The following is a 19,025-nucleotide window of genomic DNA, read 5'->3' as shown; positions in this document are numbered from 1 at the left end:
TTTCAAGGGCACGTCTAAGCGACCCGAAAAAATGTGAAAATCCGTTTCATGCCCTTAACCCGCCGTTACCGTAGCGCGCTGACTCTGTGCCGTGTGGCGCTGCTATGCCTGGCTTGCGGGTGGAGCGGCAGCTCGGCGCTGGAGATCAACACCGACAGGCTGCAAAGCCTGTCGGCTAGCCGCTATGGCGCCAAGGGCGCAAAGTCCGTATCGAACTGGCTGCAACTGCTGCGCAGCCCGGCCCCCGCAACCGACCGCGACCGTCTCACCGTCGCCAACGACTTCTGGAACCGCGCCCTGCTCTCCGGCGAGGATTCCATCATCTGGAAGCAAGCCGATTACTGGGCCACGCCACTGGAGTCGCTGGGCAAAGGCGCCGGCGATTGCGAAGACTATGTCATCGGCAAGTATTTCACCCTGCTCTCGATGGGCGTACCGGCCAACAAGCTGCGCTTCATCTACGTACGCGCCCGCATCGGCGGCGCGGCCAGCAGCAGCCAGGTGGCCCACATGGTGCTGGGCTATTACGAAACCCCGAATGCCGTCCCGCTGGTGCTGGACAGCCTGATCTCAACCATCCTGCCGGCCACGCAGCGGCGCGACCTGACGCCGGTTTTCAGTTTCAACGCCGACGGCGTCTACGTGGACGGCAAGGCGGCCGCGCCCGTCGACCGCCTTAGCCGCTGGCGCGACCTACTTCAACGCATGGAACGGGAAGGCATCCGCCCCTGATGTCCGGAAACAAGACTATGTCCATACTTCGTCAGCTACTGCTCAGTGTGACCCTCGCCATCAGCGTGATTTTGCTGGGGACGCTGGCGCTCAGCGTCAATTCGGCGCGCGAGTACCTGTCGGGCCAGCTTCAGGTGCAAAGCACCGACGCGGCCGTCTCCCTGGCCCTGTCCCTGTCGCAACCGGCGAACAACGATCCGGTCGTGCAGGAACTGCTGGTCTCGGCGCTTTACGACGGGGGGCACTTCTCGCTGGTGCGCCTGACGGATCCCGACGGCAAGGTCCTGATCGAACGCAAGTCGACCGCCACCGCCGCCTCCGTGCCGGCGTGGTTCCAGGCGCTGGCGCCGCTGGACAGCCAGGCGGCCAGCCACGCGGTCAGCGACGGCTGGCGGCAGATCGGCGAAGTCACCCTGATCGCCAACGACGCCTACGCCTGGGAAGCCTTGTGGCGCAGCAGCCTGAAGATGATCGCGCTGGTCGTGGGCGCGGGCATCCTGTGGGCCATGTTTGCCTTCGTGCTGGTCGGATGGATCAAGAACCGCCTCCTGCGCGAGATCAGCGACCACGTCCGCGGCATCGGCCGCGAGGCGCCGGGCGAACAGGTCGAGGCGCGCGTGCCGGAGTTGTCCGGCGTAGTGCAGGCGCTTAACCAGACGCGCGAACGCATCCATGCCAGCGTCGAAGAACAGAACGCAAAGATCGAGTCGCTGGAACTGGAGCTGAACCAGGATCCGGTCACCGGCCTGCCCAACCGCAAATACTTCGTCAACGAGTTCCGCCGTGCGCTGGAAATCCGGCCCGCGGCCGGCACGTCGCGGATCGACGGCGGGCACGTGCTGGTGTTCCGCCAGCGCGATCTGGCCGACCTGAACCGCCACATGCCGCGCGAATTCATCGACCAGTGGCTGCGCACCGCGTGCGAACGCATCCAGGGCACGCTCAAGCGCATGCACGTCGCCGCCCCCATGCTGGCGCGGCTGAATGGGTCGGACTTTGCGCTGCTGCTGCCCGGCTGCGCGGCGCCGCAGGCCATGATGGTGGCCGAGCAGGTGCGCGCGGATCTGCATGCCTCGCGCATTCCGGTTGGTGAGGGCCATCTTTGCCGGTGGGCGCAGGCCATGACCGATTACGGTCACGGCAGCCAGGCCGGCGCCGTGCTGGCCCGCCTTGACTTTGGCCTGATGCGCGCCGAAAGCGCGGGCAACGACCAGGTCGTGATCGCGGGCGCCACCGACATGCAGTCGCCGTCGGAAGCGGGCGAACGCGCCTGGAAGGACGCTATTCAGACGGCGTTGGAGAACCGGCAGTTCGAACTGTCCACCGAACCCTTGCTGGCGCTGGATGGGCGCACCGTGCGCACCGAAGCCATGCTGATGCTGCGCACCGCGCCCGACCAGGAACCGATCCCCGCCACGCTCTTCATTCCGCCGGCCGTGCGGCTGGACTTGGTGGCGGAATGCGATCTGGAATCCGTGCGGCTTGGCCTGGAATGGCTGGCCAGCCATTCGGGCGAACTTGCCGTGCGCGTGGCGCTGCCCTCTTTGCGCGGCCAGAAGTTCCTGCGCCAGCTTGCACTGCTGCTGACCGAAAACCGTCCGCTGGCGCGCCGCCTGTACGTGGAAATCGACGCGCACGGGCTGGTGGAATGCCACGAGCAGATCACCGCCTTTGCGCGTGTCGCAGCGGAATTTGGCGCGCACATCGGCGTGCGCCGCCTGGCGCAGCAATTTGGCGCGGTGGCGCAATTGCACACGCTGCCGTTGTCCTATGTGAAGCTGGGTGGGGGATTCGTGGGGGGAATGTCGCAAAGCCCGGGTAGCCAGCAGTTGACGGCGTCGGTGCTGGAAACGGCCCGTTCGCTGGGAATTGCCGTTTACGCGGAAGACGTGCCGGACGCGGAGACGCAGCGCATTCTGCACGGCCTGGGCATCGAGATCATGCGCGGCCAGGGCGTCAAGACGGCGAGCGCCTTGTAAGTCGAAGGAATACCGCAAGGACCTGCGGTTGGGGGATCAGACAGGCCCCACCGCCAGGCAAGGACCATGCAAAACGGCCCGCGCAGGCATTGCCGCGCGGGCCGCGTCGTCAGCGTAACGCCTTGCCGTCTTAACGCGCGGCCTGACCCTTGGACTGTTCGTAAAGCGGCATCACTTTCTGCGAAGCCGATTGCAGATCGCTGATCCGCGAGGCGGCCGACGGGTGGGTCGACAAGATCTCGGGCGGGGCACTGCCTTGGCTGGCCGCGCCCATCTTCTGCCACAGCGTCACAGCGGCGCGCGGGTCGTAGCCCGCCCGCGCCGCCAGTTCCACGCCCATCCGGTCCGCTTCGGTCTCGTGCGTGCGGCTGTTGGGCAAAGTGAACATCACGCTGGTCAACTCACCGCCCAGGTCCGACGCCGCCTTGGATCCCGTGGCAATGGACAACACCTGCAAGCCCAGATTGGTCGCCATCTGCTGGGACACGCGCTCGCGCGCATGTTCGCGCAGCGCGTGGGCGATCTCGTGGCCCAGCACCGCGGCCAGCTCATCGTCGGTCGGTTTGATCTGCGAAATCAGGCCGGTGTAGACGGCGATCTTGCCGCCCGGCATGCACCAGGCGTTGACCTCGTCGCTGGACAGCACGTGGACTTCCCATTTCCAGTTGGCCGCATCGGGACGGAACACGCCGGCCTGCGCGATCAGGCGCTGCGAGATCTCGCGCACGCGCGCCACTTGCTTGGCGTCGCGATCCAGCAGGCCCTTGGACTTGGCCTCCTGCAGGATGTCGGCGTACTGCTGGTTTGCTTCCTGTTCCAGCGCCTGCGCCGGCACCATCGTGGACATGTATTGCTTGCGGTCAACGCCCACGGCGCCTGACTGCGTGGTGTTCATGCTGGTGCAGCCGGCCAGCACGGCCAGCGACAGCACGGCCCCGGCATTGCGCAGAAAATGTCGCTTCTGTTTCATGTCGGCCTCCAAGCCAATTCAACTACGGGAAAACGTATCAGACGGGCGCCGCGCCGCACTGACCGCGATGGCGCAGCGCGTGGTCGATCAGCACAAGCGCCAGCATGGCTTCGGCGATGGGCGTGGCGCGGATGCCCACGCACGGGTCGTGGCGGCCCAATGTTTGCACCATCACCGGCTCGTTGGCGCGGTTGACCGAGCGGCGCTCGACGCGGATGCTCGACGTGGGTTTGATCGCGAGCGACACGGTGATGGGCTGGCCGGTCGAAATGCCGCCCAGCACGCCGCCGGCGTGGTTGCTCAGGAAGCCCTCGGGCGTGATCTCGTCGCCATGTTCCGAGCCGCGCTGCGTGATGCAGTCGAAGCCGGCGCCAATGGAAACGCCCTTGACCGCGTTCAGGCCCATCATGACGTGGGCGATGTCGGCGTCCAGGCGGTCGTAAATGGGTTCGCCCCAGCCTGCCGGCAGGTTCTCTGCCACGACTTCGATGCGCGCGCCGATGGAATCGCCGTCCCGGCGCAACTGGTCCATATAGGCTTCCAGTTCGGGGACGACGTCGGCGTTGGGGGCATAGAAGGGATTGTTGGGCACTTCGTCCCACGAAACGAACGGGATGGCGACAGGCCCCAGCTGGCTCATGTAGCCGCGCACCTTGACGCCGTATTGCTCGGCCAGCCACTTCTTGGCGATGGCGCCGGCCGCCACGGTGGGCGCCGTCAGCCGGGCCGAGGAACGTCCGCCGCCGCGCGGGTCGCGCACGCCAAATTTGCGCCAGTAGGCGAAGTCGGCGTGGCCCGGACGGAAGGTGTCCTCGATGTTGGAGTAGTCCTTGCTGCGCGCGTCGGTATTGCGGATCAGCAGTCCGATGGGCGTGCCGGTGGTGACCCCGTTATAGACGCCGGACAGGATCTCGACCTGGTCGGCTTCCTGGCGCTGCGTCACGTGGCGCGAGGTGCCCGGGCGGCGGCGATCCAGTTCGTATTGGATATCGGATGCGTCCAGGGCCAGTCCCGGAGGACAGCCGTCCACGACGCAACCGATGGCCGGCCCATGGGATTCGCCGAAATTCGTGACGGTAAAAAGAGTACCTAGGGTATTGCCGGGCATAAGGAGTCAACAGGTCGGGTTTGCAAGCAACCCCGATTATGACACCGCCGCGGCCAAAGCCTGGATTTCGGCGGCGGGAGCCGGCCGCCCCAGCAGAAAGCCCTGCATCACGCGGCATCCCAACGACTTCAGGATTTCGCGCTGCCCTTCGGTTTCGACGCCTTCGGCCACGACCGGCAGGTGCATGGCCTGGCACAAGCCGAACAGCGCAGAGACCACCTCGCGGCTGCCGGCGTCCGATTCCAGGGCTGAAATGAAGCTGCGGTCGATCTTGACCCAGTCGATGGGCAGATGGCGCAGATGGTTCAGGCTGGAATAGCCGCAACCAAAGTCATCCAGCGCTACCCCGATGCCCATGTCGCGCAGCGTGTTCAGGATCTTCACGTGCCGCTCGTAGTGCAGGATGAAGATGGATTCGGTGATCTCCAGCACCAGCTTGCGCGGCGACAGCCGGGCGGCCGCCAGCACGTCCGATACAAGCTGGACCAACCCGTCTTCGTTCATTTGCTTGACCGACAGGTTCACGTGGACGCGCCACGCCGACGGCCAGAGCGCCGCCTGCGTGCAGGCGCGCTCCAGGATCCAGGCGCCCAGCGGCACGATCAGTCCGCTGCGCTCGGCCAATTCGATTGTCACGGCGGGCGACACGCTGCCCAGCACGGGGTGATGCCAGCGCAGCAGCGCCTCGCACCCCTGCACCACGCCGGTCGCGCTGTCGCAGACCGGCTGGTAATAGAGTTCAAACTGCTCCATGGCCGGTGTCGTCAGCGCCAGCCTCAGGTCATTTTCCAGGCCCTGCTGATCCCGTTGCCGCGCCAGCAGCCGGAAGTCGAAGAGATTCCAGCCCTCGCCGCCCCGATCCTTGAGGGGCACCATCGCCACCTGCACGCAGCGCTGCAACTCCTCGACACTGCGGCCGTGGGCGGGATACAGCGCCGCGCCAATCCGGAAGACGGCAATCAGGGGACGGGCGCCCAGTTCATAAGGCGCGCTCAGGTCGGCCAGCAGCTTGGCGGACACCTGGGCAGCCCCCTCCTCGTCCACGCCGGGGACACAGACGGTGAACGAATCGGCCCCGGAGCGCGCGGCCATCCCACCGAGCGCGCGTGCGACCAGGCTGATGCGATCGGCCACCTGCACCAGCAATGCCTGGTCTTCGCCGGCGCGCAGCATGGCGCTGATCTGCGCGTAGTGTTCGAAACTGACGAGAAAAAAGGCGCCGCGGCGCGTCGTACCCTGGGGTTGGCCCAGCCAGGTACGCACGCGACGATGCAACTCCTGTTGGCTGAGGAGGCCGGTCAGTTCATCCCGCGTCAGGCGGCGGCGCAGCGCGCGGTCCCGGCGGAAGAACAGCAGACTGATCGCTGCAAGTGCGCCCGCGAGCGTCAGGCACAGTGCGAGCAGGTAACTCTCACGCACGGAGCCCCCCTATCCAAACGCCCCCGGCGTTGCGGCCCGATCACGGGCCCAGGGGCTGTAACATATTTTAAATTATGCATTGTTTTCGCAAAAAAACGCCACATTTCGGAGGCAACGCGCCTCCTTCTCCTGACTTTCTTCGGATCCTATGTTGCTCGCAGCGGTCATGGCGGGGTCCCGGATTGGCGATCTCTGGCCGGTCCTTTCGCCACGCCTCGACCCATCTACGACACCGCAACCCCAAAAATTAATACGCAGTGTCTCAATAGTTCTCAAAGGGCCAATTCTCACGAGCGAAATAATTGCACACCTTGTCGGATACGATCGAGCATTTCGTAATATTCTGTGCGTTCTGTGACAGGTCCCAGTACCGTGACACCGCTGCTGGCTGTTGTTTCGTAACGTGTGTCACGTTTGATATCCAGGTTTTTATCCCGCACAGGCCCAGGAAGGGATTCGCCAATACATGCCCACACTACGCCGGCTGCTTTTATGCTCCGCCCTTCTGGTCGGCTTTATCCTGCTGGGCGCCCAGGCCCTCGGGATGCTGGCGGCGCACCGCTATCTGAATACGCAGCTCGCCCAGCAAAGCGAATCGGGCGCCAATGCACTCGCGTGGGCCTTGTCGCACAGTTCCGGCAGCCATAGCGAGCAGGTCGCCCTTGCCGATGAATTGTTCGGGCAGGGCCTGTATTCGCTGGTCAATATCACGAACGAAGGGAACGCGCTGCGTGTGGAGCGCCGGTCGGGACCGGCTGCCGCAGGCCGGGAGCGCGATTGGCGCGCCGGCTGGCTGAACATGGAAGCACCGGCCATTTCCCGGCCGTTCGTCATCCCTGGCGGGCAAGGCAAAGGCACCCTCACCGTGCAGGCCGATGCCCGCCTGGCTCGCGACACGCTGTGGCAAGGCGGCATCCGCGTTCTGGGTCTGGTGCTGGCCGCGGCCGCATTCTGGGCACTGTTCGCCACCAATCTCGTGCGCTGGATCGAAGCCCGCACGTCGCGCGACATCTGCGAACGCGTGCGCGCGCTGGCGCCCGGCGCCGATGCGCCACTGAGCGGTTCGTGCGAAGTGCCCGGTGTGGACCAGGCGCTGGTCGATGCGCAGCGCCGGGTCGCCGCCACGGTCGAGGAGCAGAATGCGCGCATCGAATCGCTGCAAAGCGAAATCTACCGGGATCCCATCTCGCGCCTGTCGAACCGCAAGCATTTTGTCGACCAGTTCCGGCTTGCGCTGGCAGATAAATCCGACGAGGCCGGCGGCCATCTGCTGATGTTCCGCCAACGCGACCTCGCACAGATCAATCGGCACCTGTCGCGGGCCTTCACCGACCAGTGGCTGCGCTCATCGTCGGACCGCCTGCGCAAGCTGGTGCAGGAATTCGGCGGTCCGGGCACGCTGATCGCCCGGATCAGCGGATCGGATTTTGCCCTGCTGCTGCCGCGCACTTCGGCGCCGCAGGCCAGCGTGCTGGCCGAACGCGTGCGGCGCGAGCTGCGGTCGCTGCGCGTGCCGATGGACAAATACGGATGGTGCCGGTGGGCGCTGGCCATGGCGGCGTTCGCGCCGGGCGACAACATGAGCGACATCCTCGCGCGTCTGGATCATGCGCTGATGTGCGCCGAAAGCGCGGACGACGACCAGATCACGCCGGCAAGCCAGGCCGCCGACAGCACCCGCATCGGTGAATACAGCTGGCACGACGCGCTAGTGACGGCGCTGGAGCAGCACCGGTTCTCACTGACGGCACAGCCGTTGCATGACCTGTCGGGCACCCTGCTGCACCACGAGGCCTGCCTGACGCTGCACGATGCTTCCGGCACCGATCCCGTGCCGGCTTCAATCTTCATGCCTCCAGCCGTGCGCCTGGGCCTGTCCGCCGAATGCGATATCCAGGCGATCCGTCTGGGTCTCGATTGGCTGTTCACTCATGACGGCGCACTCACAGTGCCGGTATCGCTTGCCACCCTTGCCCAAGGATCCTTCTTCGCGCGTCTTGAACGCATGCTCGACGACCGGCCCACGCTGTCGGCGCGGCTGATCCTGGAAGTCGACGCCGCGGGACTCGTCGAACAAGGCGCCGATGTGCGCCAACTCTGCGACATCGTCATGGGCGCAGGCGGACGGGTCGGGGTAGCGCGGCTGTCACAGCAATTTGGCGCCATGGAGCACCTGCATGAATTTCCCGTCTCGTACGTGACGCTGAGCGGCAGTTTCATCGGCGGTCTCCTGCAAAGTCCCGGCAGCCAGCACCTGGCCGCCACCGTAGTCGCGACCGCGATGACGCTCGGCATGTCGGTCTATGCGGCTGACGTGCCGGACACGGCGACGCAGCTCGTGCTGGAAGGGATCGGCGTCCGCGCGATAAGCGGAGCTGTCGTAAACTCCGCCCACGCGCAAGACCTCGCGCATGATCACCAATGGGTTCCTAGTTGACGGAAGGATTGTTTCTTCGCACCCGCTGGCGTTTTCGCCACCTTCGCGCAAGCCAGCCCGGCTTCTTCCGGACAACCATCTGGTCGGGAGTCGGTCTGCTGCTGTGCGCCTGCTTCTGGCCGGCCTACGCGCTCGCTTATGGGTTGAATGCCGACGGGGGACATGCCGGCTACGAGAACCTGCACTCAGGCTTGACCGCCGGCGTCGCCATCGCCTGCGCGATAGTGTGCGGCGTGGCCTGGGCGCACACGCGCAACGCGCTGTATGCAGCAGGCATGGCCTTCGCGCTGGTCGAAGGGTTGTTCCGTTCGCTGCCCGATCTAATGCCGCCGGGCGCGCTGCAAGCTGCCTCTTATGCCGCCCTGCTCGCCCTGACCGCGCCCCTGCTGCAGGGATCGCGCATTGCAACCGGACTGGGCGTTGCGTGCCGGTGGATCAGCATTGCGCTGTCCGGCGTGGCGGCGCTGGCGCTGATCTTCGTGTATGAAACGGAATCGGGAGTGCTTCCTGCGGCCATTGCCGGCGTGTGCGCTGCGCTGAGCGTGCCGCTGGCGCTGTGGTTCCTGGCCAGCGCGGTGCGGCAGCGGTCTGGCCGCCCGGCCAACCTTGCGCTGATGCTCGCGTTTGGCGCATCAGCCTGGATCCTCGGGCACGACGCGTGGCACGCAAGCGGCGCAGACGCCACGGATGCGAGCTTCGAAATGCTGCGACTGATGCTGGTGTCGGGCACGCTGGTCTGGCTGGCGCTGGATGCCTCCAACAGTGCCGCGCCCGCGCGCAATAATGGCGCCGGCTCGGACGCCGAACACCTGGCGCAAGGCGAACTGCGGCTGGCCGAACTGGCCGGTGCGCTGGACACGCAACGGCAGATGAACGCGCTGATCTCGCACGAGCTGCGCGCGCCCTTGGCCACCATCAGCGCCGCGGCGCAATCGCTGGACATGATCCTGTCGGACAGTGGCGAAACCGTGGACACGCGGCTCGCGCGCATTCATCGGTCGGTTGCGCGGATGACCGAGCTGATGGATCAGTTGCTGAATCAGGATCGCCTCGAGGAACATGCCTGGAGCCCGCGCGGCGAACAGACAGACATGGCCGACCTGGTGCGCGACGTGGTGAATGCCATGCGCCCGGATACTGCGCATGCCCTGGTGCTCGAAGCGCAAGCGCCGCAGCCGGTGTTCTGCGATCGCCCGCTCACCAGCGTCGTCGTGCGCAACCTGATTCACAACGCCATCAAGTATTCGCCGGCCAACGAACCGGTGCGAATCGAGACGGGTCATACACGGGTCGGCGACACGGCCATGACCTGGGCAGCCGTCGTGGACCGCGGCCCGGGGATTGGAGAAGAGGAACAAGCCCGGATCTTCGAGCCACGCTTTCGGCGGTCCGCGCATCGCGAAACCCAGGGCATGGGAATCGGGCTGTATCTGGCCCGGCGCATCTGCCAGAGCCAGGGCGGTTCGCTGACGATGCAAAGCAAGGTGGGCGTGGGCACGCGCTTTGTCATCACCCTGCCCGCCAACGGGCAGTCGGCTTAAGCGCTGCACGGGCCTTGGCGTCAGCCGCAGCCGCGGCCGGGTCAGGCCGCGAACACGTAGCCCTGACCGCGCACCGACAACACCGGCAGTTTGAGTCCGGCGCTCTGCGCCTTGGCGCGCAGACGGCTCACCAGCACGTCGATACGCCGCAACTCAAACCCGCCCGGGCTGTCGGGCAGGAAGAGCTCAGCCAGCGCCTGCCGGCTGACGGCACTGCCCGCGGCGTCCATCAGAGCCACCAGGAACGTCCGTTCCTGCGCGCTCAGGTGCAGCGAGGCGCCGTCGGGCGCCACCAGGATCCAGCCGCCGTCCTGCAGCGACCAGTTCGTATCCGCCGACGCGCGCGTCTCGGCGTCAGCCGGGCGTGGCGCCTTGGCCAACCGCATGCGGCGCGCCAGGCTGCGAATGACGGAGCTGAGTTCCAGCAAATCCACCGGCTTGGTCATGTAGACGTCGGCGCCGCCCTCCAGGCCGCGGACGCGGTCTTCCAGGGCGCTGCGGCCCGTCAGCATGACGATGCCCACCGGGCTCAAGGCACGCAGGCGCGTCGCAACGGAAAAGCCGTCTTCGCCGGGAAGATGGGCGTCGAGAATGACGATGTCGCACGGCTGCTCTTGCAGGCGGCGGTAGAACGCCACTGCATTGTCACAAGCGAACGCCACGCGAAAACCGTAGCCGCCCAAGCCCAACGCCAGTTCCTCGCGGAAATCGGCGTCGTCCTCGAGCAGTCCTATACATAGCAAACCATCTGCACCAGGCATATTCAGAGTGCTTTACATTGAAATTGTCGACAAATAACCCTGGAGCGCCCACGCGATCAAAAATGCCCCGGAGCCGGCAATCTTACGACTTTTACAATGGAAACGAATGATTGCAGCGAAAAAAATGGCGATATTTCACATTTTTACCGAGATTTTTTTGTTAATCCCGGGAATGTCGCAGGATTAATGCCATCGACGTTATCGCAAAATTATCTTCATGACGAGCAACTCACTTCGATTCCACCAGCCCAATCCGGGGGCAGGCCGGCATAGCGTTCAAAACCCTCCTGGGCGACGAAGGGGCTTCGCAGCAGTTTCATGAGCGTTTCAATTTCGCTGGCGTCGCCGGCCTTGGCCGCGCGAATCGCCTGTTCTGCCAGGTGATTGCGCAGCACGTACAAGGGATTCACGCCGTTCATGGCGACCGCCGTATCCGTCGCAGGCCGCCCGTCCTGCGCATGCCGGGCCAGCAGCTTGTCGAGCCAGGCGCCAGCTGCGGGACGGTCGATAAACAAATCCTCAAAGGCGCTGCGCTGTCCCTGCGTGGCGTCGGCCAGCCGGCGCCAGGACAACGTGAAGTCCGCCTGATTGGCGTCCATCAGTTTAAGCAGATCGTCCAGCAACGCCTCATCGTCAGAACGCCACGCCGCCAAACCCATCTTGGCGGCCATCTTGTCATGGAACGCGCGCGTGAAAATGGCTTCGTATTCATCCAGCACGGCGCGCAATGCGTCGGCGTCCTGCACCAGCAAGTGCAGACTGCCGCCTAGCCGATACAGGTTCCAAAGCCCCACGGACGGCTGCCGATTCCAGGAGTACCGACCTTCGGCATCCGAATGGTTGCAGATATGACCCAGCCGGAATCCGTCCATGAAACCATAAGGGCCGTAATCCAGCGTCAGCCCCAGGATCGACATATTGTCGGTATTCATCACGCCGTGGCAAAACCCGACAGCCTGCCAGTCCGCCATCAGCAACGCCGTGCGCCGCGTGACTTCACGCAAAAGATTCACATACGGGGCCGTCTCGGACGCCGAATCGCCAGTCGGCACGTCGCGGCACTCGGGGTAATAGCGGTCGATCACATAATCGGCCAGCGTTTTCAGCATGTCGGGCTGACGCCGTGACGACCAATGTTCAAACGAGCCGAACCTGACGAAACTGGGCGACATCCGCGTCACGATCGCGGCGGTTTCGACGGTTTCGCGCATGACCGGATCATCGGAAACGACCAGCGCCAGGGCGCGCGTGGTGGGCACGCCCAACCCGAACATCGCCTCGCTGGCCAGGTACTCCCGCACGGAAGACCGCAGCACGGCCCGCCCGTCGCCCATCCGCGAGTACGGCGTCATGCCCGAGCCCTTGAGCTGCAGTTCCCAGGCGCCCTCGGGCCCTTGAACCTCGCCCAGCAGATGCGCCCGTCCGTCGCCAAGCTGCCCTGCCCACACGCCAAACTGGTGGCCGCTATAGACGGCGGCCAGCGTATCGCCGCCCGGCAATGGCTGCCCGCCGGAAAACACCTGCAGGAATTCGGGGGTGGTCAGGACCGACGGATCCAGGCCGATCAGGGCGGCCGCCTGTTCGTTGGCGTGCAGCAGACGAGGATTGTTCAGCCCGCGCGGCGCCAGCCGGGTGTAGAAAGCCTCGGGCAGGGCCGCAAAGGAGTTGACGGCTTGCAGTTCGGACAGGGACTGGGCATTCATGCGCGTTGACTCCGGGCAGCGCGCTTGGCGGGCCGCACATAAAAGATGGCGCTGAGGAAAAAGGTGGTGGACAAGATGATCTCGCCCCACGCCATCAAGACGGACAGCGGCGCCGGATCCGACATGGCGCGCACCACGCCTTCCATCAGATACAGCAGCGACAGCATGGCCGCCCACTGGTAGGTGTAGAGATTGCCTCGCACGATGCCCCGCAGCGGAAACGCCAGCGGCAAGGCTTTCAGCAGCATCCAGGAACCGCCCGGCCGCACCGGCGCCACCACGGTTTCCCAGGCGACGCACAGCACGATCAGGGCAAACAATGAAACCGAGGCGACGAGGCGCAAGCGGGGGTTGAGTTCGGGATTCATGCTGCTATTATCGCCTGATGAATCGCCCCGCCGAGCCCGCCGCCGCTACGCCGGCGGTCAAAGAACGACCAACCTCGCGCATTTCCCGGGTCGCGAGGACCGGACGCGTATTTCGTTTCGTCCTCCAACGCGCCAACGAAGAAAAGCTGCTGCAGGTTGCCTCCAGCCTCACCTTCACCACCGTTCTGGCAATCGTCCCCATGCTCGCGGTGGTGCTGTCGCTGTTCACGGCCTTTCCCGTGTTCCAGGAATTCCGGGTCGCCCTCGAGGACTTCCTCACCACCAGCCTGATGCCGCCGTCCGTGTCGGACAACATCATGGACTACCTGAACCAGTTCGCGCACCAGGCGTCGCGCCTGACCGCCATTGGCGGCGCGTTCCTGCTGGTCACATCGCTGCTGCTGATCATGACGATCGATCAGGCCTTCAACGACATCTGGCGCGTCTCGCGCCAGCGTCCCCTGCCGCAGCGGGCGCTGGTGTACTGGGCCATCATCACGCTCGGACCCGTCCTGGCGGGCGCCAGCTTGTGGGCGACCTCGTTCGTGGCCCGCGAATCGCTGGGTCTCATCAAGGACGTCCCTGAAGTCATCAGTGTCGTCGTCTCGTTCATCCCGCTGGTGCTGACCGGCCTGGGCTTTGCCGCGCTCTTTGTCGTCGTACCCAACCGCGATGTGCTGTGGCGCGACGCGCTGATCGGGGGCTGTGTCACGGCCATCGTGCTGGAAATCATGAAGTCGGCGTTCGCCTTCTACCTGACCCGGTTTCCCACCTACACGGTCATCTACGGCGCCTTCGCCACGCTGCCAATCTTCCTGCTGTGGATCTACCTGTCCTGGCTGGCCGTGCTGCTGGGCGCAACGCTTGCTTCCAGCGCGCCGCTGATCCGGCTGGGACGCTGGCACATCAACCGCTACCCGGGCGCCTCGTTCGTCGACGCGCTGGATGCGCTGCGCGCACTGCGCCGCGCGCAGCTCTCGACGCCCGGCGGCGTGGCCGCCAACACGCTGGCCTCGGAGCTGCGGCTGCATCAGGATGAACTCAATGAAGTCCTGGAAACGCTGAGCAAGATGGGACTGGCCACCCGCAGTCCCGAAGACAACTGGATGCTGACGTGCGACGCGCGCGAGACCTCGCTGGCGCCCGTCGTGGATCGCTTCCTGCTGGACCGAAGCCAATCCCGCGTCCGCAATGACCCCGACATCCTGCGCATCGCATCGTCCGTAAATTCGCCGCAAACCACGCCAACGCTGGAAGAACTCTGCGGAGAAGCGCAAAATACCGGAAATGGAGTCGCCCCAGTGTTGCAACTGGAAGCGAACAAGAAATAGCAAAGCATAGGGCGCAGTCCGCCCCAGGAGATACCGATGTTGAAGGTCAGTGAGATTTTGCGCGTCAAGGGCGATACGCTCTATACGGCGTCGCCCGACATGCCCGTGGCCCAGGCCGTGCAAACCATGAGCGAACAAGACATAGGCTCGCTGGTCATCATGGAATTCGGCACCCTGACCGGCATGCTCACGTTCCGCGAAATCATCCGCCACATGCACGCGCACGGCGGCGCAGGCGATACGACCATCCGTTCCATCATGGACGACGCGCCGGTCAGCGTTTCGCCCAACACCAGCGCCGACGAAGTCCAGCGCCTGATGCTCGAAAAGCACGCCCGCTACATCCCCGTCATGGACGGCCCCACCCTGATGGGCGTCATTTCGTTCTACGACATGGCGCAGGCCATCGTCGCGGCGCAGCAGTTCGAAAACAACATGCTGAAAGCCTACATTCGCGACTGGCCTGCCGAAAGCGCGGAGCCCGCCCAGTCCTGAGCCCGCCGGCGCCCTTGCGGCGCCGGCTGCGGATTCACATCCCGGCGGACGCGGCCTCGCGCGTCGCGTCGCGCGCACCCGGCGCATGCCGCTGGCTGCGCCACGCGTCGTAGATCAGTTCCGGATTGTTCGCCGCCAAAAGGGCCGGATCCGACAACATCCGGCGCCACCGGCGCGCTCCTGACTGGCCATTCACCAGCCCCAGCATCGGACGCGTCATCACCCGCAACGGCACACCCTTGGCAACCTGACGCGCGGCGTATTCCGTCATCGCGTCCACGACCTGCGCATCGCTGGGCAGCCGCACCGACGGCCACAACTGCATTGACACTTCAGACAGCACGCGCGGCGTATGCCACGCGGCGCGACCCAGCATCACCCCATCAAAGGCTCCGGCCGCCTGCACGGACTGCCCGGCATCGGCCAGACCGCCATTGAGCACGAACGTGCAATCCGGAAAATCGCGCTTCAATTGCGCAACTACGTCGTAGCGCAGCGGGGGGATCTCGCGGTTGTCCTTGGGCGACAGGCCCTTGAGCACGGCATTGCGCGCATGCGCGATGAACACGCGGCAACCGGTGTCATAGACCTTGCCCACGAAATCGCGCACGAACTCATAGGATTCGTCGTAGTCCAGTCCCAGGCGATGCTTGACCGTGACAGGAATGTCCACGGCGTCCTGCATGGCCTTCATGCAGTCGGCCACCAGGGCCGGCTCGGCCATCAGGCAGGCGCCAAAGGCGCCCTTCTGGACCCGTTCGGACGGGCAGCCGCAATTCAGGTTGATTTCGTCATAGCCCCATTGCTTGCCAAGCTTGGCGGCGTGCGCCAATGCGTCGGGCTCGCTGCCGCCCAATTGCAAGGCGACGGGATGCTCGGCCTCGTCAAAGTCCAGGTGGCGGGCCACGTTGCCGTGCAGCAGCGCACCGGTGGTGATCATTTCGGTGTACAGACGGGCGCGCGGCGCCAGCAGACGGTGAAAGTACCGGCAGTGGCGGTCAGTGACGTCGATCATCGGGGCGACGCAAAGCCGCCAGTCGGGGGAGTCCAAGAATCACTCTACAAAACAAGGGGATGCGGTATTTTACGGTGCTTGGCGACATTGTGCCCGCCGGGATCGGCGCCCCACGTGGAACCGCTGCCCGAGGCCGCCCGCCATGTGGTCTAAAATTGCGGCGCCGCGACCCTGCACGCCCGTGCGCGCGTCCGTTCAACCCTCATACCGAAGATCCATGGCCGTATTCACCCCCGTATCCGATGACGACGCGCGCGCCCTGCTGGCGCATTTCGATCTGGGCGAGTTCGTCTCGCTTCGAGGCATTACGGCGGGTATCGAGAACACCAACTATTTTCTGTACACGACGCGGGGCGAATATGTCCTGACGCTGTTCGAGGTGCTGACGCAGGCGCAGCTGCCCTTCTACATTGAGCTGATGTATCACCTGGCCGAACGCGGCATCCCGGTGCCGCAGCCGCAGACGCTGCGCGACGGCACCCGCTTGACCACGCTGCACGGCAAGCCGTGCGCCATCGTGTCGCGCCTGCCCGGCGGGTACGAGCCGGCCCCCGGCCCCGCCCACTGCGCGCTCGCCGGCGCCACCCTCGCCCGCGCCCACGTCGCGGCGCAGGACTTTCCGATCCACCAGCCCAACCTGCGCGGGCTGTCGTGGTGGCTCGAAACCGCGCCCAAGGTCCTGCCCTTTCTCAGCCCCGCCCAGGCCGAACTGCTGACGTCCGAACTGGCCGCCCAGCAGGCCGCCATCCAGACTCCCGCATGGCAGGCCTTGCAGTCCGGCCCCGCCCACTGCGACCTGTTCCGGGACAACGTCCTTTTTGCCGGCACCTTCGAGGATCCGCTCATGGGCGGCATCATCGACTTCTATTTCGCGGGCTGCGACACCTGGCTGTTCGACGTGGCCGTCAGCGTCAACGACTGGTGCATCGAGCGCGACACCGGCGAATTCATCCCCGAGCTGGTGCAATCCTGGCTGGCTGCCTACGCGGCGGTGCGCCCCTTCACGGACGCCGAGCGCGAAGTCTGGCCCCAGATGCTGCGAGCGGCAGCCCTGCGTTTCTGGCTGTCCCGGTTGTATGACTTCTTCCTGCCCCGCCCGGCGCAGACGCTCAAGCCGCACGACCCACGCCACTTCGAAAGAGTGTTGCAAGCGCGCCACCGCTCGGAACTGCCCGTCTTGCCGTAACCGCTACGCCCCCCATAATGGGAACAGCATCCCCTATTTGAGAGACCTCCCCTCTAGAGAGCCATGCAAGCAGCATTTCTACCCGCGACGTCCGGCTGGCTTTGGGTCCGCGACGGATTCCGTCTGTTCCGCAAACAACCCCTGGCCATGTTCACCTGGGCCATGGCGATCAGCCTGCTCGTCGTCTTTGCATCGGCAACGCCGCCGGTCGGCCCGATGCTGGTCGTGGCCCTGATGCCCATCATCACCCTGATGACGCTGTCGGCGTGCAAGCACGTCGAGGCCGACCGCGTCATGCTGCCGTCCATGTGGGGCAAGCCGCTCAAGCAGCCCGGCGTGTTCCGCAAGCTGTTCCTGATGGGTCTGCTGTATGCCGGCCTTTGCCTGGTGACAGGCCTGGCCATCTTCCTGCCCTTTTCCGATTCGATGATGGAAGGCATGCGCATCGCCTCGGTCGAAAAGAGCATGGAGCCGATCCTGTCGGCCATGGCCATGCCGCTGATGCTGTTCGCAATTTGCTACGTGGTGATCGCGGCCCTGTTCTGGCACGCGCCCGTGCTGGTGGCCTGGCACGGTCTGCGCCTGACGCAAGCCCTGTTCTTCTCCGGCATCGCGTGCTGGCGCAACAAGCTGCCGTTCATGGTGTATGGCGTTTGCTGGATCATGGTGTTCCTGTTCATCGACCTGTGCGCCGGATTGCTGGTTGCCGTCGGTTTATCGCCCCAATTTGCCGGCACGCTGCAGATTCCGTTCAACATCGCGGCGGGCGGCGTCCTGTACTGCAGCTTCTATCCGGCCTATACCTCCGTGTTCGGCATCAATAACCCCGGCACGCATCTCGACAACGGCAACGGCGCGCAGGCATAACGTCACCCGCCACGGCGCAAGCGCCCGGCGCAATCCCACCACCCGGCCGTCCCGGCCGATAAACGCCACGTCGATGGCGTAGCGCATACCAAAGGTATGCACCGCGGCGCAGGGAGTCAGCAGCACGCCTGCCCGCGGCCCCGGCGGGGCCCGCCCCAGCAACCCACGCATACGCCCCCACCACCGCTTCACGGTCAGCAACCGCAGGCGCCCTTCGCGTAATGGCATGGGGCGGCTCATTGCACGCTCTGCAATAACTGAACCGCAATCGGAAACGCCAGCACGATAAACGTGCACGGAAAGATGCAGCCGATCAACGGCAGCAGCATCTTCACCGGCGCCTGCATCGCCAGTTGCTCGGCCCTCGTGTGGCGATCGCTGCGGCATTGCGCCGCCTGCGCGCGCAAGACCGGCCCCAGGCTGGCCCCAAGCGCCTCCGCCTGCGCCAGAGCCGCCGCCCAGTTTCGCGCCAGCGCGCTGTTGCTGCGCTCGGCCAATGTCTTGATCGCCACGGTTCTGGACACGCCCGCCCGCATTTCTGCCAGGGCATCCGTGAGCGCGTCGCGCAGCACACCCGGCGGACCGCTTTGTGCCGCCAATTGCAGCGCGCCCTGCACGCTCAAGCCCGCTTCGACGCACAGCGTCATCATGTCGAACACGAAGGGCAGATCCCGTTCGATGGCGCGGCATCGCTGCGCACCCAGCCCCTTCAACCACAACGCCGGCGCCATGCCGGCGGCCAGCGCACACGCCAGCGCCCAGGGCAGCAGCGCCGCGTCGCCCGGCGGCGCCAGCGCAAGCGCTCCGGCGGCGGCCATGCCGCCGGCAGCGATAGCCGCGCTAGCGCACAGCGCCGCGATGTGCGCATACCCGACTTCCCGCGGCAACGCCGCCCGTTCTATTGCCTGGTCCAGCCGTAGCCGCCACCGCCACGAGCAGAGCGGACCCGCCAACGGCGCCACCGCAGCGATCCAGGGCCATGCGACGCGCCACCACCACGGCATGGCGCGCGCCGCATTCTGTTCCGCCTTCAACAACGGTCTCAACAACACCCACGCAAGCCAGGCCGTCCCGGCCGCCGTCGCGGACATGCTCAGGTATAGCCACATCCCG

16 protein-coding genes and 1 pseudogene are annotated in these 19,025 nt (G+C 65.4%); 8 read left to right on the top strand and 9 right to left on the bottom strand.

Annotated features, from left to right (window positions below; translation table 11 throughout):
* Positions 1 to 48 precede the first annotated feature (48 nt).
* Together AB3147_RS09285 and AB3147_RS09280 are read left to right on the top strand one after the other, a co-directional pair.
* Entirely contained in the window at positions 49 to 732 is a 684-nt protein-coding gene (locus tag AB3147_RS09285) for a transglutaminase-like cysteine peptidase (RefSeq protein ID WP_175125003.1), read from the top strand.
* 17 nt (positions 733 to 749) lie between these two features.
* Positions 750 to 2,711, top strand: coding sequence for a bifunctional diguanylate cyclase/phosphodiesterase (locus tag AB3147_RS09280; RefSeq protein ID WP_367351768.1), 1,962 nt, complete (start codon positions 750 to 752; stop codon positions 2,709 to 2,711).
* A gap of 130 nt (positions 2,712 to 2,841) precedes the next feature.
* Here AB3147_RS09280 and AB3147_RS09275 read toward each other — a convergent pair whose 3' ends face one another.
* Genes AB3147_RS09275 through AB3147_RS09265 form a run of 3 tightly spaced genes read right to left on the bottom strand, consistent with a single transcriptional unit; the run spans position 2,842 to position 6,208 of the window.
* The gene (locus tag AB3147_RS09275) at positions 2,842 to 3,681 is read right to left on the bottom strand and encodes a M48 family metallopeptidase (protein ID WP_175125005.1); all 840 of its coding nucleotides are present in this window, start codon (positions 3,679 to 3,681) and stop codon (positions 2,842 to 2,844) included.
* Between the two features lie 37 nt (positions 3,682 to 3,718).
* Positions 3,719 to 4,789 carry a chorismate synthase gene (gene aroC, locus AB3147_RS09270; protein ID WP_218345262.1) on the bottom strand — a complete coding sequence of 357 codons (1,071 nt, stop codon included), beginning with the start codon at positions 4,787 to 4,789 and terminating at the stop codon, positions 3,719 to 3,721.
* A 36-nt stretch (positions 4,790 to 4,825) separates the two neighbouring features.
* Positions 4,826 to 6,208: a putative bifunctional diguanylate cyclase/phosphodiesterase gene (locus AB3147_RS09265; protein WP_175125007.1), complete on the bottom strand. Its 1,383-nt coding sequence runs from the start codon at positions 6,206 to 6,208 to the stop codon at positions 4,826 to 4,828.
* A gap of 466 nt (positions 6,209 to 6,674) precedes the next feature.
* Here AB3147_RS09265 and AB3147_RS09260 point away from each other — a divergent pair, with 466 nt between their 5' ends.
* Positions 6,675 to 8,645, top strand: coding sequence for a bifunctional diguanylate cyclase/phosphodiesterase (locus tag AB3147_RS09260; protein ID WP_367351767.1), 1,971 nt, complete (start codon positions 6,675 to 6,677; stop codon positions 8,643 to 8,645).
* An 8-nt stretch (positions 8,646 to 8,653) separates the two neighbouring features.
* Complete coding sequence (locus AB3147_RS09255; RefSeq protein WP_218345264.1) at positions 8,654 to 10,186, top strand: sensor histidine kinase; 1,533 nt, start codon at positions 8,654 to 8,656, stop codon at positions 10,184 to 10,186.
* Between the two features lie 41 nt (positions 10,187 to 10,227).
* On the opposite strand, the gene AB3147_RS09250 is transcribed toward AB3147_RS09255, so the two are convergent.
* From AB3147_RS09250 to AB3147_RS09240, 3 genes are all read right to left on the bottom strand, one after another.
* Positions 10,228 to 10,947, bottom strand: a complete 720-nt coding sequence (locus tag AB3147_RS09250; protein ID WP_043518814.1) for a response regulator transcription factor — start codon at positions 10,945 to 10,947, stop codon at positions 10,228 to 10,230.
* 215 nt (positions 10,948 to 11,162) lie between these two features.
* Positions 11,163 to 12,650 (bottom strand): protein adenylyltransferase SelO, encoded by a 1,488-nt coding sequence (locus AB3147_RS09245; RefSeq protein WP_367351766.1) that lies wholly within the window; start codon positions 12,648 to 12,650, stop codon positions 11,163 to 11,165.
* Positions 12,647 to 13,018, bottom strand: a complete 372-nt coding sequence (locus AB3147_RS09240; protein WP_056571311.1) for a DUF2069 domain-containing protein — start codon at positions 13,016 to 13,018, stop codon at positions 12,647 to 12,649. Before AB3147_RS09240 ends, AB3147_RS09245 begins: the two co-directional genes overlap by 4 nt.
* A gap of 17 nt (positions 13,019 to 13,035) precedes the next feature.
* Here AB3147_RS09240 and AB3147_RS09235 point away from each other — a divergent pair, with 17 nt between their 5' ends.
* Positions 13,036 to 14,349 (top strand): YihY family inner membrane protein, encoded by a 1,314-nt coding sequence (locus AB3147_RS09235; protein WP_175125011.1) that lies wholly within the window; start codon positions 13,036 to 13,038, stop codon positions 14,347 to 14,349.
* 36 nt (positions 14,350 to 14,385) lie between these two features.
* The gene (locus AB3147_RS09230; RefSeq protein ID WP_056315762.1) at positions 14,386 to 14,844 is read left to right on the top strand and encodes a CBS domain-containing protein; all 459 of its coding nucleotides are present in this window, start codon (positions 14,386 to 14,388) and stop codon (positions 14,842 to 14,844) included.
* 34 nt (positions 14,845 to 14,878) lie between these two features.
* On the opposite strand, the gene dusA is transcribed toward AB3147_RS09230, so the two are convergent.
* Positions 14,879 to 15,859 carry a tRNA dihydrouridine(20/20a) synthase DusA gene (gene dusA / locus AB3147_RS09225; RefSeq protein WP_239214670.1) on the bottom strand — a complete coding sequence of 327 codons (981 nt, stop codon included), beginning with the start codon at positions 15,857 to 15,859 and terminating at the stop codon, positions 14,879 to 14,881.
* Between the two features lie 217 nt (positions 15,860 to 16,076).
* Between dusA and AB3147_RS09220 the strand changes: the two genes are divergently transcribed.
* Positions 16,077 to 17,045 carry a homoserine kinase gene (locus AB3147_RS09220; RefSeq protein ID WP_175125013.1) on the top strand — a complete coding sequence of 323 codons (969 nt, stop codon included), beginning with the start codon at positions 16,077 to 16,079 and terminating at the stop codon, positions 17,043 to 17,045.
* A 63-nt stretch (positions 17,046 to 17,108) separates the two neighbouring features.
* Entirely contained in the window at positions 17,109 to 17,912 is an 804-nt protein-coding gene (locus tag AB3147_RS09215) for a BPSS1780 family membrane protein (protein WP_224776787.1), read from the top strand.
* 6 nt (positions 17,913 to 17,918) lie between these two features.
* Here the strand turns inward: AB3147_RS09215 and AB3147_RS09210 are convergent.
* Together AB3147_RS09210 and AB3147_RS09205 are read right to left on the bottom strand one after the other, a co-directional pair.
* Positions 17,919 to 18,083 (bottom strand): annotated as a pseudogene (locus tag AB3147_RS09210) (DUF192 domain-containing protein); the annotation flags it as partial.
* Positions 18,084 to 18,148: 65 nt separating this feature from the next.
* Positions 18,149 to 19,021 carry a type II secretion system F family protein gene (locus tag AB3147_RS09205; RefSeq protein WP_438860969.1) on the bottom strand — a complete coding sequence of 291 codons (873 nt, stop codon included), beginning with the start codon at positions 19,019 to 19,021 and terminating at the stop codon, positions 18,149 to 18,151.
* Between the last annotated feature and the right edge of the window lie 4 nt (positions 19,022 to 19,025).

The organism is Achromobacter animicus, from assembly GCF_040775605.1.
GTDB lineage: Bacteria > Pseudomonadota > Gammaproteobacteria > Burkholderiales > Burkholderiaceae_B > Achromobacter > Achromobacter animicus.
This window is presented reverse-complemented; position numbering and strand designations above follow the sequence as displayed.